The following is a 12205-nucleotide window of genomic DNA, read 5'->3' on the forward strand; positions in this document are numbered from 1 at the left end:
CACGATCACATCAAAACTTTTAAACAAAGAACTAACTCTTTTGGATTACAAACAGTTAGTAGAAAAAAACCGGCCTGATTTGCCGGTTTTTCAATTGCGCAACGTGCGTTGGCAGGAGGAATTATCCGCGACGGGCTTTCACCGCATTCGACAACTGACGCAGCAGCGCATCCGTATCTTCCCAGCCGATGCAGGCGTCGGTAACGCTCTTACCGTAGGTCAGCGGTTCGCCGCTTTCCAGGCTCTGATTACCTTCCACCAGATGGCTTTCCACCATCACGCCAATGATCGCGTTTTCGCCACGCGCAATCTGCTGGCAAACATCCGCACAAACGTCCATCTGCTTTTTAAACTGTTTGGAGGAGTTCGCATGGCTGAAATCGATCATAACCTGCGGCGCAAGCCCCGCTTTAGCAAGACCTTCTTTTACTTCTGCCACATGTTGCGCGCTGTAGTTTGGCTCTTTGCCTCCACGCAGAATAATGTGGCAGTCGCCGTTGCCGCTGGTATTCACAATGGCGGAGTGCCCCCACTTAGTGACGGAGAGGAAGCAGTGAGGCGCACCGGCGGCATTGATGGCGTCAATCGCCACTTTGATGGTGCCGTCGGTGCCATTTTTAAAGCCGACCGGGCAGGAAAGACCGGAGGCCAGCTCGCGGTGTACCTGAGACTCCGTGGTACGTGCGCCAATCGCGCCCCAGCTCATCAGATCCGCCAGATATTGCGGGGTAATCATATCAAGGAACTCACCCGCAGCGGGTAATCCGCTGTCGTTAATGTCGAGCAATAGCTTGCGGGCAATACGCAGACCATCGTTAATCTGGAAGCTGTTATCCATATGCGGATCGTTAATCAGCCCTTTCCAGCCCACCGTGGTGCGCGGTTTTTCAAAATAGACGCGCATGACAATTTCAAGCTCGCCTTTTAGCTCTTCACGCAGCGTCATTAAACGAGCGGCATACTCTTTGGCGGCAACCGGATCATGAATTGAGCACGGCCCAATCACCACCAGCAGGCGATCGTCATTCCCTTTCAGGATTTTATGAATCGCTTTGCGGGCATGGGCAACGGTGTTTGCTGCATTCTCTGTAGCGGGAAATTTTTCAAGGAGTGCGACTGGCGGTAATAACTCGTTGATCTCTTTAATACGTAAATCGTCGTTCTGATAATTCATGATTATTCCAGTGTTGCCATACTTATCTAATTAAATGCAATCCCTTCAATCTATCTCTTTGGCTAAAAAGTGTAAACTGACTTTTACACTTCGAACGGACTAATCCTGGAATTAGAGAAAAAAACGCCAGAAAGTAGCGAAAAACGAGATCTAACCTACAATTTTTAACTGCAAACACTATTTTTGTGAGTTTTTTCAAGATTCTCTGCTGGGCTAAATCGCCAGTGCGGGATCTTTAACCCCTCTCTGAGATTTTACTGGCACATGCACTGTTGGAAGAGTTATCCGACATATCGACCATAACAGGAGCATCTTATGAAAATGACAAAACTGGCCACACTTTTTCTTACTGCCATACTCAGCCTTGCCAGTGGCGCAGCGTTGGCCGCTGACGCGAATACGCAGTCCAACAACGGACAGGCAAACTCTTCGGCGGATGCCGGACAGGTCGCCCCTGACGCCCGCGAAAACGTCGCGCCAAACAATGTGGACAACAGTCAGATTAATTCCGGCGGCACCATGCTTCACCCGGATGGCTCATCAATGAACCACGACGGCATGACCTCCGATGAAGTGCATAAAAACACCATGTGTAAGGACGGCCGCTGCCCGGACGTGAATAAGAAAGTGGAGACCGGCGACGGCATCAACAACGACGTTGATACTAAAACCGATGGCACCACGCAGTAAGCCTGAAAAAAGGCCTGGTAACGGGAGAGCTGACGCTCTCCTTTTTATTTTGTCAGCCCAAAACTTGTATGATGTCATACAGTAATAATGAAAATAACAAAGGGATGACACGATGGCACATTCACACTCTCATACTGCTTCGCATCTGCCGGAAGATAAGAACGCCCGTCGGTTGCTGTTCGCATTTTGTGTCACCGCCGGATTTATGCTGGTTGAAGTGGTGGGCGGCATTCTTTCAGGATCGCTGGCGCTGCTGGCCGATGCCGGGCATATGCTTACCGATGCCGCAGCCCTGTTGTTCGCTCTGATGGCCGTACAGTTTTCCCGTCGTCCTCCAACCATTCGCCACACTTTCGGCTGGCTGAGACTGACAACGCTGGCCGCGTTTGTTAACGCCATCGCATTAGTGGTGATTACCCTTTTAATCGTCTGGGAAGCCATTCAGCGCTTCTATACGCCACGCCCTGTCGCAGGCGGCATGATGATGACTATCGCAGTGGCGGGTTTGCTCGCCAACGTGTTCGCGTTCTGGCTCCTGCACCGGGGGAATGAAGAAAAAAACCTCAATGTGCGTGCCGCCGCGCTGCATGTGATGGGGGATTTACTGGGATCGGTCGGCGCCATTTTTGCCGCACTGATTATCATCTGGACAGGCTGGACGCCAGCGGATCCGATTCTCTCGATCCTGGTTTCCATACTGGTGTTACGCAGCGCCTGGCGTCTGTTAAAAGACAGCGTAAATGAATTACTGGAAGGCGCGCCGGTTTCGCTGGATATCGCGGCGTTGCGTCGCCATCTCAGCCGGGATATTCCCGAAGTACGCAATGTGCATCATGTCCATGTCTGGATGATAGGAGAAAAACCCGTGATGACGTTGCATGTGCAGGTGATCCCGCCGCACGATCATGACGCGTTGCTGGCGCGCATCCAGCATTTCCTGATTCACCATTACCAGATTGAGCACGCCACCATTCAGATGGAATATCAGCCGTGCAACGGGCCGGACTGCCACCTGAATCAGGGGCTATCCGGCCATTCGCACCATCACCACTAACTGGAAAGCGCGTGTGAGCCTCGTTCGCGCGCGCTGTTGATCCACATCCGGCTGCCATTCAGAGCGATGAAGGTCAGGATCAGATACTCCAGCGACATCGCATAGACGCCTTGCAGTGCGAAGATCACCACGCTTATCACGTTGATAATCACCCACAGCAGCCAGTTTTCGACATACTTGCGCGTCATCAGGATCATCGCCACAATCGACAGCACCATCATGCAGGAGTCCCAGAACGGGAAGGCATCAGGCTGCAATTCCGGCACGGCGACCGCCAATCCCAGCGCCTGCATCAGGTTGACGGCGACGCGAGTCAGGAAAGCAAATACCGGATCGATATACGCGGTCATCAGGCCTATCGCCACCACGCATACCGCCAGCCAGGCCAGCGCTTTTGGCAGCGGCAGCCAGCGAATTTTCAATTCAATCTCATGCTGGCTTGTTTTGCGGGATCAGGCATACCAGCCGTAAATATTGGCGGCAAAGAAAAATACCTGAAGCAGCAGGCTGGCGTAGAGTTGGATCTGAAAAAAGATGATCGCGAATAGCGTCACGTTAATCAGGCCGAAAAAATAGTTGCTGATCTTTTCCAGGCTGGCAAGCCCGATACACAGCAAACCCGCAACGGTGCCGACAGCTTCAATCCATGACAGGTCGTAACCGCCAGCGCCAATTGGAATATGAACCAGAATGTTCTGTGTGCTAAAAAAATCCATCTTTCCCCCAGAGCGTTTTACGTTTTACGCTCGTAGTGTAGCCGCAAATTCCAGCATACGGTTGAGCGGCAGCAGCGCCCCTTCTCGCAACGCCTGGTCAACGTGAATCTCATGGGCCTGCCCGCCCTGCTCTAACCCCTCAGCAATTGCCTTAAGGCCGTTCATCGCCATCCACGGACAATGCGCGCAGCTACGGCAGGTCGCCCCTTCTCCGGCTGTCGGCGCTTCAAGCAACTCTTTATCAGGCACCGCCTGCTGCATTTTATAGAAAATGCCCCGGTCGGTCGCCACAATAAGCTGCTTATGCGGCAGCGTGCGGGCGGCATTAATCAGCTGGCTGGTAGACCCGACGGCATCCGCCATATCGACAATCGATTGTGGCGACTCAGGATGCACCAGCACGGCGGCATCCGGGTACAAACCTTTCATCCGGGTCAACGCCTGGGTTTTAAATTCATCATGAACGATACAGGCTCCCTGCCAGCAGAGCACATCCGCGCCGGTCTGCTTTTGCACGTAATGTCCCAGGTGACGATCCGGCGCCCAGATAATTTTCTCGTCCAGACTGTCCAGATGTTCAATCAGTTCAACAGCGATACTGGAGGTAACAACCCAGTCAGCGCGGGCTTTGACGGCAGCAGACGTGTTGGCGTAAACCACTACCGTGCGATCCGGGTGGGCGTCGCAAAACGCGCTAAATTCGTCAATCGGACAGCCCAGATCCAGCGAGCATTCCGCCTGTAGAGTCGGCATCAGGATGGTTTTTTCCGGGCTGAGAATTTTAGCCGTCTCGCCCATAAAACGGACGCCAGCAACCAGCAACGTGGAGGCAGGATGTTTCGCGCCAAATCGCGCCATCTCCAGCGAGTCGGAAATGCATCCTCCGGTTTCTTCAGCCAGTTGCTGGATTTCGGGATCGGTGTAATAGTGCGCCACCATGACGGCATCGCGCGCTTTCAGCAGACGTTTGATTTTCTCGCGGTAGAATTGCTTTTCATCCACGCTTAGCGGGGTCGGTTTCGGCGGAAACGGATAGATTGCGGCTTCCGGGTCAAACATTACGCTCATCATGCTTTCTCGTTTTACTGGCTTAACGAAATAACCGATATAAAGCGTAACCCACGCCACAATCGGTTAAATTTGTTTTATATGCTAAACAAGATAGCCGATTGGTTGGCAAAAGTCACAACAATTGCGCTTGATAATGCCGGATGGCGGCGCAAGCGCCTTACCCGGCCTACGGGTCGCCGACTGACGTCTTATCCGACCTGAACGAGTGTATCGCTGTAGGCCTGATAAGCGCAGCGCCATCAGGCACAAATTCTGCGCATAGCAAAAAGGCGCCTTTAGGGCGCCTTTTTACATTGGTGGGTCGTGCAGGATGACTCGGCTTCGCCTCGCCCTTCGGGCCGTTGCTGACGCAACGTTATCCTTCACGTTTAACATCTGAGTGCAATGTTAAAATTGGTGGGTCGTGCAGGATTCGAACCTGCGACCAATTGATTAAAAGTCAACTGCTCTACCAACTGAGCTAACGACCCCTTGCGGGATTTTACTGCTTAATCATTCAGGATGGTGGGTCGTGCAGGATGACTCGGCTTCGCCTCGCCCTTCGGGCCGTTGCTGACGCAACGTTATCCTTCACGTTCTCTACCAGTAACCACCTTTAAAACTGGTGGGTCGTGCAGGATTCGAACCTGCGACCAATTGATTAAAAGTCAACTGCTCTACCAACTGAGCTAACGACCCATACGGGTGTTACCTGAAAGATTTTACTCGGCACCAATTTAAAATTGGTGGGTCGTGCAGGATGACTCGGCTTCGCCTCGCCCTACGGGCCGTTGCTGACGCAACGTTATCCTTCACGCTTAACATCTGAGTGTGATGCTAAAACTGGTGGGTCGTGCAGGATTCGAACCTGCGACCAATTGATTAAAAGTCAACTGCTCTACCAACTGAGCTAACGACCCGAGTGGTGGGTGATGACGGGATCGAACCGCCGACCCCCTCCTTGTAAGGGAGGTGCTCTCCCAGCTGAGCTAATCACCCGATACTACGCTGGTAAGATGTTTCCATCTTTAAAGTGGTGGGTCGTGCAGGATGACTCGGCTTTGCCTCGCCCTACGGGCCGTTGCTGACGCAACGTTATCCTTCACGTTTAACTATCGCTATCCACCTAACGATTGGTGGGTCGTGCAGGATTCGAACCTGCGACCAATTGATTAAAAGTCAACTGCTCTACCAACTGAGCTAACGACCCACTTTTGCGCTGCTTTCGGTTTGTTTGATATCCCCTGGCAACGGCGGCATATATTACTGATTTCAGATTTCAGCGCAACAAAAATTTCGATGTAGATCACTCAACTGCTTAGGAATCGCACGACGAGACCAGAAATAACGCGATTTCTGGTCGCGTGGTGTGCATTACATCGCGTTAAGACGTTTTTGCGCTTGTTTTGCGCCATCAGTGCCAGGGTATTTACTGATAACCTGCTGATAAACCGCTTTGGCTTTTGCCGCGTCGCCTTTGTCCTGCATGATGACGCCGACTTTGTACATCGCGTCAGCCGCTTTTGGTGACTTCGGGTAGTTTTTGACTACCGAGGCAAAATAAAATGCGGCATCATCTTTTTTACCCTTGTTGTAATTCAACTGGCCGAGCCAGTAATTGGCATTCGGCTGATAAGTTGAGTCCGGGTATTTTTTGATGAAGTTCTGAAACGCCACAATCGCATCATCCTGGCGGGACTTATCCTGCACCAGAGCAATTGCCGCATTGTAATCGGTATTGGCGTCGCCGCTTTGTACCGGCGCGCCTGACGTCGCCGCGCCCGCGCCAGGCGCAGGTGTTGCGGTTGCCGCCCCGCTTTGCTCGCCGCCCGCCGATGGCGTCGCTGTGCTACCGCTGCTCAGACTGTCCATCTGTAGCAGGATCTGCTTCTGCCGTTCAACAACCTGATTCAGCTGATACTGGCTTTCCTGGATTTGACCACGCAGGGAATCAATATCGGACTGATTATCAGAGAGTTGTTGCTGGAGTTGGGTTAAAAGCTGGCTGTGAGCATTCGAAATACGCTCGAGTTGAGTGACGCGGTCTTCGACCGAGCCTGAGCCGACACTACTGATTGGCGCCTGAGCAAAAGCGGCCCAGGGGGCCGCTATGCCAACCAGTAACGACAGACTCAACAGGTGATGTCTGAAGTTACTGCTCATGCAATTCTCTTAGTAAACCAGTACGGCGCGACGGTTTTTAGCGTAAGCCGCTTCGTCGTGACCCAGTACTGCGGGTTTTTCTTTACCGTAAGAAACGATGGAGATCTGGTCAGCAGAAACGCCTTTACCCTGCAAGTACATCTTAACAGCGTTAGCACGGCGTTCGCCCAGGGAGATGTTGTACTCAGGAGTACCACGTTCGTCCGCATGACCTTCTACGGTGACTTTGTAAGACGGATTGCTACGCAGGAAGTTAGCGTGCGCATCCAGCATTGCCGCGAAGTCAGAACGGATATCGTACTTGTCCAGATCGAAGTAAACGATGTTGTTCTGCTGCAATTGCTGCATCTGCAAACGCGCTTGCTCTTCAGAAGACATGTTGCCGCTGCCGTTCGCATCCATACCAGTGCCTGCACCCAGCATGCCTTCGCTGCCGTCATTGCTGGCGTTCTTGTTGGAAGAACATGCAGCAATTGCCATAACAGGCAGAGCGATCATCAGCCCTTTCAGCACTTTGTTCAGTTGCATTTCAATGATTCCTTTACTAATCAATTAATTATTATCACAGATACGGCGACCAGGCAGGGAATTTAACCTGACCATCGGTTGCCGGAAGACGCGCCTTGAAACGCCCATCTGTAGAAACCAAATTCAGCACGGATCCCATCCCCTGAGAAGAGCTGTAGATTACCATAGTGCCGTTAGGTGCCAGACTTGGCGTTTCATCCAGGAACGTTGACGACAGAACCTGTACGCCACCCGCTACCAGATCTTGTTTGGCAATGTGCTGCTGACCATTCGCCGAGCTTACCATTACCATAAATTTACCGTCGCTGCTCACATCCGCATCCTGGTTTTGCGAACCTTCCCAGGTGATACGCTGCGGAGCACCGCCGTTCACGTTAACTTTATACACCTGCGGACGACCGGCCTGGTCAGAGGTAAAGGCCAGGTTCTGGCTGTCCGGGAACCACGTTGGTTCGGTGTTGTTGCTGCGACCATCCGTCACCTGACGAATCTGACCAGAACCAATGTCCATCACATACAGGTTCAGGCTACCGGTTTTAGACAACGCAAACGCCAGTTTGCTGCCATCCGGCGAGAACGCAGGCGCGCCGTTGTGACGCGGGAACGACGCAACCTGACGCACAGCCCCGTTAGCCAGCGTCTGGATAACCAGCGCAGAACGACCGCTTTCGAAGGTCACGTAGGCCAGTTTAGAGCCGTCAGGAGACCACGCCGGAGACATCAGCGGCTGCGGAGAACGGTGAACCACGAACTGGTTGTAGCCATCGTAGTCAGACACGCGCAACTCATACGGGAACTGGCCGCCGTTAGTCTGCACAACGTAAGCGATACGGGTGCGGAATGCGCCCTTGATGCCGGTCAGCTTCTCAAACACTTCATCACTTGCAGTATGGCCAGCATAACGCAGCCACTGCTTGTTCACTTTGTAAGAGTTCTGCGCCAGTACAGTACCCGGTGCGCCGCCGGTGTCAACCAGCTGATAAGCAACATTGTAGGAACCGTCAGGATTCGGAGTCACCTGGCCGACAACAACCGCATCAATACCCAGCGCAGACCATGCCGCCGGCTGAACTTCTTGCGCCGTACCCGGCTGCTGCGGCAGACGAGAGCGATCCAACGGATTGAATTTACCGCTGTTGCGCAGGTCAGCGCCAACGATGCCGCCAATATCTTCAGGCGCAGCTCCCGGCCCTGCCCACTGGAATGGCACAACGCCAATCGGGCGCGCCGAGTCCACCCCCTGGGTGATCTCGATACGTACTTCTGCGTGCAGCACCGCTGCCCACAGCATTAAGAAACCAAATGCTACTCGTAATGCCTGCTTCATCATATCTCCCTTATCCGGGCGGAAAGCCCACGATAATTTAGCAGAATGTTAACAAACTCAAATACACAAAACTACCAGAACCCAGCGACTCTCGTTGCGTGCCTTTCCCCGCCGTGACGGGGAAAGTTTAGCTTACGGTTTAAAGTCCAGAGGTGCATTTTTAAACACTTCGTATACCGCCTGGCTTGGTGGTTTTGGAATCTTCGCCTGTCGGGCCGCAGCAAGCGCTGCCTGACAAAGCGCGGGATCGCCACCTTCAGACTGAATATCCAGCAACAGGCCGTCTGGCGCCAGTTTTATACGCAACGTACAGGTTTTACCTGCATAGGACGATGCGTCGTAAAACTTACTTTCAATGGCCGATTTAATCTGCCCGGCATAGTTGCTGATATCCGCGCCTGATGCGCCATTGTTTTTAGTATTACCACTCCCCGCAGGAGAAGCATTGCTTCCTGCCGCTCCGCCGCCGGTTTTCGGCGCATTCTTACCGGAGCTTAAATCGCCCAACAGGTCATCGACGCCAGATGCGGCAGCGGCTTTTTCGGCTGCGGCTTTCTTCGCAGCAGCCGCTTTATCTGCCGCAGCTTTCTTATCGGCAGCAGCCTTCTCAGCAGCAGCTTTTTTTGCTGCTGCCGCTTTCTCAGCGGCGGCTTTGTCGGCGGCAGCTTTCTTCTCTGCGGCCGCTTTTTCAGCAGCAGCCTTTTCTGCCGCAGCTTTCTTCGCGGCCTCTGCCTGAGCCTGCTTAGCCGCCTCGGCTTCCGCTTTTTTCTTCGCGTCGGCGGCGGCTTTTGCCGCTTCAGCTTCGACTTTCTTCTTCGCATCAGCAGCCGCTTTTACCGCTTCAGCTTCCGCTTTTTTCTGCGCTTCCGCCGCTGCTTTAGCCTGCGCGTCCGCTTTCGCTTTCGCATCCGCTGCGGCTTTCGCCGCCGCTTCTTCAGCCTGTTTCTGCTGCTCCTGCGCTTTCTTCGCGGCCGCTTCCGCTTGTTTCTGCTGTTCCGCCTGCTCGCGCGCCTGTTCTTGCGCAGCTAAACGTTCTTTCTCAAGTTGCTTCAGTCGTTCCTGTTCAGCCGCCTGCTTCTCGCGAAGCTCTTCAGCTTGCTGCTGCGCCTGTTTCTCACGCTGTTCCGCCGCACGCTTCGCGCTCGCCTGTTGCTGCTGCTGACGATCGTACTGCTGAACAACTGCGCCGGGATCGACCATGACGGCGTCGATGGAAGAACCACCGCCGCCCCCGGCTGAAGCCTCTATATGCTCATCGAACGAACTCCAGATCAGCACTGCAAATAAGATGACATGCAGTACCGCTGAAATAATTATCGCCCGTTTGAGCTTGTCGTTTTGTTCGGTTGCCTTTGACACTCTCGGTTCCCAAAAACTATGCGCCTGTTACTTGCTATCTTTACGTCCCGGAGACGCAGAAGATCAGATAGGCTGCGTCATCAAGCCAACCGATTTCACGCCCGCACTGTGTAACAAGTTCAGCGCTTTAATTATTTCATCGTAAGGCACGTCTTTCGCGCCACCGATTAAGAAGACCGTTTTCGGATTGGACTCCAGGCGACTTTTCGCTTCGGCAATAACCTGCTCTGGCGGCAACTGATCCATCCTGTCTTTCTCAACCACCACGCTGTATTGCCCAATACCGGAAACTTCAATAATGACCGGCGGATCGTCATTGGTGCTGACGGCCTGCGACTCGGTCGCGTCCGGCAGATCGACTTCCACACTCTGGGTAATGATCGGCGCCGTCGCCATGAAAATCAGCAGCAGCACCAACAGTACGTCGAGCAACGGTACAATGTTGATTTCGGACTTGAGATCGCGACGACCTCGTCCACGCGTTCTGGCCATGGCTTACCCCTTGTTGCTCTCGCTACTGGTAAACGCCTGACGGTGCAGAATGGCGGTGAACTCTTCCATAAAGTTGTCGTAATTCAGTTCCAGCTTGTTCACGCGCTGATTCAGACGGTTGTAGGCCATAACCGCTGGAATCGCCGCAAACAGACCGATAGCCGTTGCAATCAGCGCTTCCGCGATACCCGGCGCCACCATTTGCAGCGTCGCCTGTTTCACCGCACCGAGGGCGATAAACGCGTGCATAATCCCCCATACCGTACCAAACAGACCAATATACGGACTGATGGAACCCACGGTGCCGAGGAAAGGAATGTGCGTCTCTAATGTTTCCAGCTCACGGTTCATGGAGATACGCATCGCACGAGACGCCCCCTCAACAACCGCTTCCGGCGCATGGTTGTTTGCACGATGCAGACGCACAAACTCTTTGAACCCGCTATAGAAGATTTGTTCCGAACCCGCGAGGCTATCACGACGCCCCTGGCTCTCCTGATACAGGCGAGACAGCTCGATTCCAGACCAGAATTTATCTTCGAACGCTTCCGCTTCGCGCGCCGCAGCGTTAAGAATACGAGTCCGCTGGATGATGATAGCCCAGGATGCGATTGAAAAACCAATCAAAATCAACATGATAAGTTTAACCAGAAGGCTTGCCTTCAGGAACAAATCAAGGATATTCATGTCAGTCACTGCTTAAACTCCGCGACAATAGACTTGGGAAGCGCACGAGGCTTCATTTTGAGTGGATCAACGCAAACAATCAGAACTTCCGCTTCGTTGAGCACGTTGTTCTCTGCGTTGACAATGCGTTGCGTGAAAACCAAAGAGGTGCCACGCATTGACGTAATTTCAGTTTGGACTTCGAGCATATCGTCGAGTCGCGCAGGCGCATAATATTCCAGCGTCATTTTACGCACCACGAAAGCAACCCGTTCAGCCAACAGCACCTGCTGACTGAAGTGATGATGACGCAGCATCTCTGTGCGTGCTCTTTCATAAAAAGCGACGTAACTGGCGTGGTAAACCACACCACCGGCGTCGGTATCCTCATAATAGACACGAACCGGCCATCGAAATATATTCACTGTACATCCCGGTAATGCAAAAAAAGTTAACGCTTTTAAACGTTGCTACTATACGCGCGCGAATGAGGCTTGGGAATGGGGGGAAGTTAAGGGAGAGTAAAAATTTATGGGCTTATGAAAACCCATAAATTTTTAAGGATACTTCTTATTCAAAAGAAGAAAAAAATCAGACCAACAATAAGCACGATATCGGCGAGCAGCGGGCAAAAGACCCCCTGCCAGTGAACGGCGCGAGGACGAAATCCTACGCCATGAATCACGCCCGTACAGACGGCCCACATCAGCAGAAAACCATGCCAGATTTCCAGCTCGCTTGTTTTCGCCGCGAAACGCGTCGGGTCCCAGAAGATGCAGCCTGCCAACACTAACGCCAGCATAAAGGAAAGCGCCCGTAATGGGCGCTTATCCATTACCGCATACAACGTTGCGATAATACTGGTCATTAGCTGTCTTCTTGTCCGGCTTTACCTGATTCTACGTGCTCAAGCGCCAGCGCAGTAATTATCCCAAATGCACAGGCAAGAAGCGTTCCCAGAATCCATGCGAAATACCACATTTTTA

Annotated in this window: 13 protein-coding genes, 5 tRNA genes and 1 pseudogene; 2 read left to right on the forward strand and 17 right to left on the reverse strand. The window is 52.9% G+C overall.

Annotated features, from left to right (window positions below; all coding sequences use genetic code 11):
* Positions 1–121: 121 nt before the first annotated feature.
* Positions 122–1174, reverse strand: a complete 1053-nt coding sequence (aroG, locus tag OGV79_RS08580) for a 3-deoxy-7-phosphoheptulonate synthase AroG (protein ID WP_012133235.1) — start codon at positions 1172–1174, stop codon at positions 122–124.
* Between the two features lie 315 nt (positions 1175–1489).
* Between aroG and OGV79_RS08585 the strand changes: the two genes are divergently transcribed.
* On the forward strand, positions 1490–1864 hold the full coding sequence (locus OGV79_RS08585; RefSeq protein ID WP_047458049.1) for a YbgS-like family protein: 375 nt from the start codon (positions 1490–1492) through the stop codon (positions 1862–1864).
* Between the two features lie 112 nt (positions 1865–1976).
* The gene (zitB, locus tag OGV79_RS08590; RefSeq protein ID WP_047458052.1) at positions 1977–2918 is read left to right on the forward strand and encodes a CDF family zinc transporter ZitB; all 942 of its coding nucleotides are present in this window, start codon (positions 1977–1979) and stop codon (positions 2916–2918) included.
* Here zitB and pnuC read toward each other — a convergent pair.
* The 16 genes and pseudogenes from pnuC to cydX all read right to left on the reverse strand — a co-directional run bounded on the left by pnuC (position 2915) and on the right by cydX (position 12200).
* Positions 2915–3634, reverse strand: a pseudogene (pnuC, locus tag OGV79_RS08595) (nicotinamide riboside transporter PnuC). The gene zitB and the pseudogene pnuC sit on opposite strands and share 4 nt — an antisense overlap.
* A gap of 24 nt (positions 3635–3658) precedes the next feature.
* Positions 3659–4702, reverse strand: a complete 1044-nt coding sequence (gene nadA / locus OGV79_RS08600; RefSeq protein WP_115614949.1) for a quinolinate synthase NadA — start codon at positions 4700–4702, stop codon at positions 3659–3661.
* A gap of 397 nt (positions 4703–5099) precedes the next feature.
* A tRNA-Lys gene (locus tag OGV79_RS08605) sits at positions 5100–5175 on the reverse strand.
* Positions 5176–5307: 132 nt separating this feature from the next.
* A tRNA-Lys gene (locus tag OGV79_RS08610) sits at positions 5308–5383 on the reverse strand.
* Between the two features lie 145 nt (positions 5384–5528).
* Positions 5529–5604, reverse strand: a tRNA-Lys gene (locus tag OGV79_RS08615).
* A 3-nt stretch (positions 5605–5607) separates the two neighbouring features.
* Positions 5608–5683, reverse strand: a tRNA-Val gene (locus tag OGV79_RS08620).
* Between the two features lie 135 nt (positions 5684–5818).
* Positions 5819–5894 (reverse strand) — tRNA-Lys (locus tag OGV79_RS08625).
* 164 nt (positions 5895–6058) lie between these two features.
* Positions 6059–6847: a cell division protein CpoB gene (gene cpoB / locus OGV79_RS08630; RefSeq protein ID WP_200075459.1), complete on the reverse strand. Its 789-nt coding sequence runs from the start codon at positions 6845–6847 to the stop codon at positions 6059–6061.
* 9 nt (positions 6848–6856) lie between these two features.
* Positions 6857–7375, reverse strand: a complete 519-nt coding sequence (gene pal, locus OGV79_RS08635; protein WP_003022983.1) for a peptidoglycan-associated lipoprotein Pal — start codon at positions 7373–7375, stop codon at positions 6857–6859.
* Positions 7376–7409: 34 nt separating this feature from the next.
* Entirely contained in the window at positions 7410–8702 is a 1293-nt protein-coding gene (tolB, locus tag OGV79_RS08640) for a Tol-Pal system beta propeller repeat protein TolB (RefSeq protein WP_024130523.1), read from the reverse strand.
* Positions 8703–8834: 132 nt separating this feature from the next.
* Positions 8835–10061 carry a cell envelope integrity protein TolA gene (gene tolA, locus OGV79_RS08645; RefSeq protein ID WP_286468241.1) on the reverse strand — a complete coding sequence of 409 codons (1227 nt, stop codon included), beginning with the start codon at positions 10059–10061 and terminating at the stop codon, positions 8835–8837.
* Positions 10062–10124: 63 nt separating this feature from the next.
* Positions 10125–10553 (reverse strand): colicin uptake protein TolR, encoded by a 429-nt coding sequence (tolR, locus tag OGV79_RS08650; RefSeq protein ID WP_012133245.1) that lies wholly within the window; start codon positions 10551–10553, stop codon positions 10125–10127.
* 3 nt (positions 10554–10556) lie between these two features.
* Positions 10557–11249 (reverse strand): Tol-Pal system protein TolQ, encoded by a 693-nt coding sequence (tolQ, locus tag OGV79_RS08655; protein WP_024130524.1) that lies wholly within the window; start codon positions 11247–11249, stop codon positions 10557–10559.
* Complete coding sequence (gene ybgC / locus OGV79_RS08660) at positions 11246–11644, reverse strand: tol-pal system-associated acyl-CoA thioesterase (RefSeq protein WP_012133247.1); 399 nt, start codon at positions 11642–11644, stop codon at positions 11246–11248. The genes tolQ and ybgC overlap by 4 nt, the downstream gene beginning before the upstream one ends.
* 149 nt (positions 11645–11793) lie before the next feature.
* Positions 11794–12087, reverse strand: coding sequence for a cyd operon protein YbgE (gene ybgE, locus OGV79_RS08665; RefSeq protein ID WP_115609481.1), 294 nt, complete (start codon positions 12085–12087; stop codon positions 11794–11796).
* Positions 12087–12200, reverse strand: a complete 114-nt coding sequence (gene cydX, locus OGV79_RS08670; RefSeq protein WP_003022970.1) for a cytochrome bd-I oxidase subunit CydX — start codon at positions 12198–12200, stop codon at positions 12087–12089. The genes ybgE and cydX overlap by 1 nt, the downstream gene beginning before the upstream one ends.
* Positions 12201–12205 lie beyond the last annotated feature (5 nt).

The sequence above is a fragment of the Citrobacter sp. CK185 genome (genome assembly GCF_030333565.1).
Lineage (GTDB): Bacteria > Pseudomonadota > Gammaproteobacteria > Enterobacterales > Enterobacteriaceae > Citrobacter_B > Citrobacter_B koseri.

Excerpts from the sequence above, each read along its gene's own strand:
- cydX (WP_003022970.1), bottom strand. The coding sequence starts at position 12,200 with ATGTGGTATTTCGCATGGATTCTGGGAACGCTTCTTGCCTGTGCATTT.
- cpoB (WP_200075459.1), bottom strand. The coding sequence starts at position 6,847 with ATGAGCAGTAACTTCAGACATCACCTGTTGAGTCTGTCGTTACTGGTT.
- tolR (WP_012133245.1), bottom strand. The coding sequence starts at position 10,553 with ATGGCCAGAACGCGTGGACGAGGTCGTCGCGATCTCAAGTCCGAAATC.
- ybgE (WP_115609481.1), bottom strand. The coding sequence starts at position 12,087 with ATGACCAGTATTATCGCAACGTTGTATGCGGTAATGGATAAGCGCCCA.
- pal (WP_003022983.1), bottom strand. The coding sequence starts at position 7,375 with ATGCAACTGAACAAAGTGCTGAAAGGGCTGATGATCGCTCTGCCTGTT.
- OGV79_RS08585 (WP_047458049.1), top strand. The coding sequence starts at position 1,490 with ATGAAAATGACAAAACTGGCCACACTTTTTCTTACTGCCATACTCAGC.
- nadA (WP_115614949.1), bottom strand. The coding sequence starts at position 4,702 with ATGAGCGTAATGTTTGACCCGGAAGCCGCAATCTATCCGTTTCCGCCG.
- zitB (WP_047458052.1), top strand. The coding sequence starts at position 1,977 with ATGGCACATTCACACTCTCATACTGCTTCGCATCTGCCGGAAGATAAG.
- aroG (WP_012133235.1), bottom strand. The coding sequence starts at position 1,174 with ATGAATTATCAGAACGACGATTTACGTATTAAAGAGATCAACGAGTTA.
- tolB (WP_024130523.1), bottom strand. The coding sequence starts at position 8,702 with ATGAAGCAGGCATTACGAGTAGCATTTGGTTTCTTAATGCTGTGGGCA.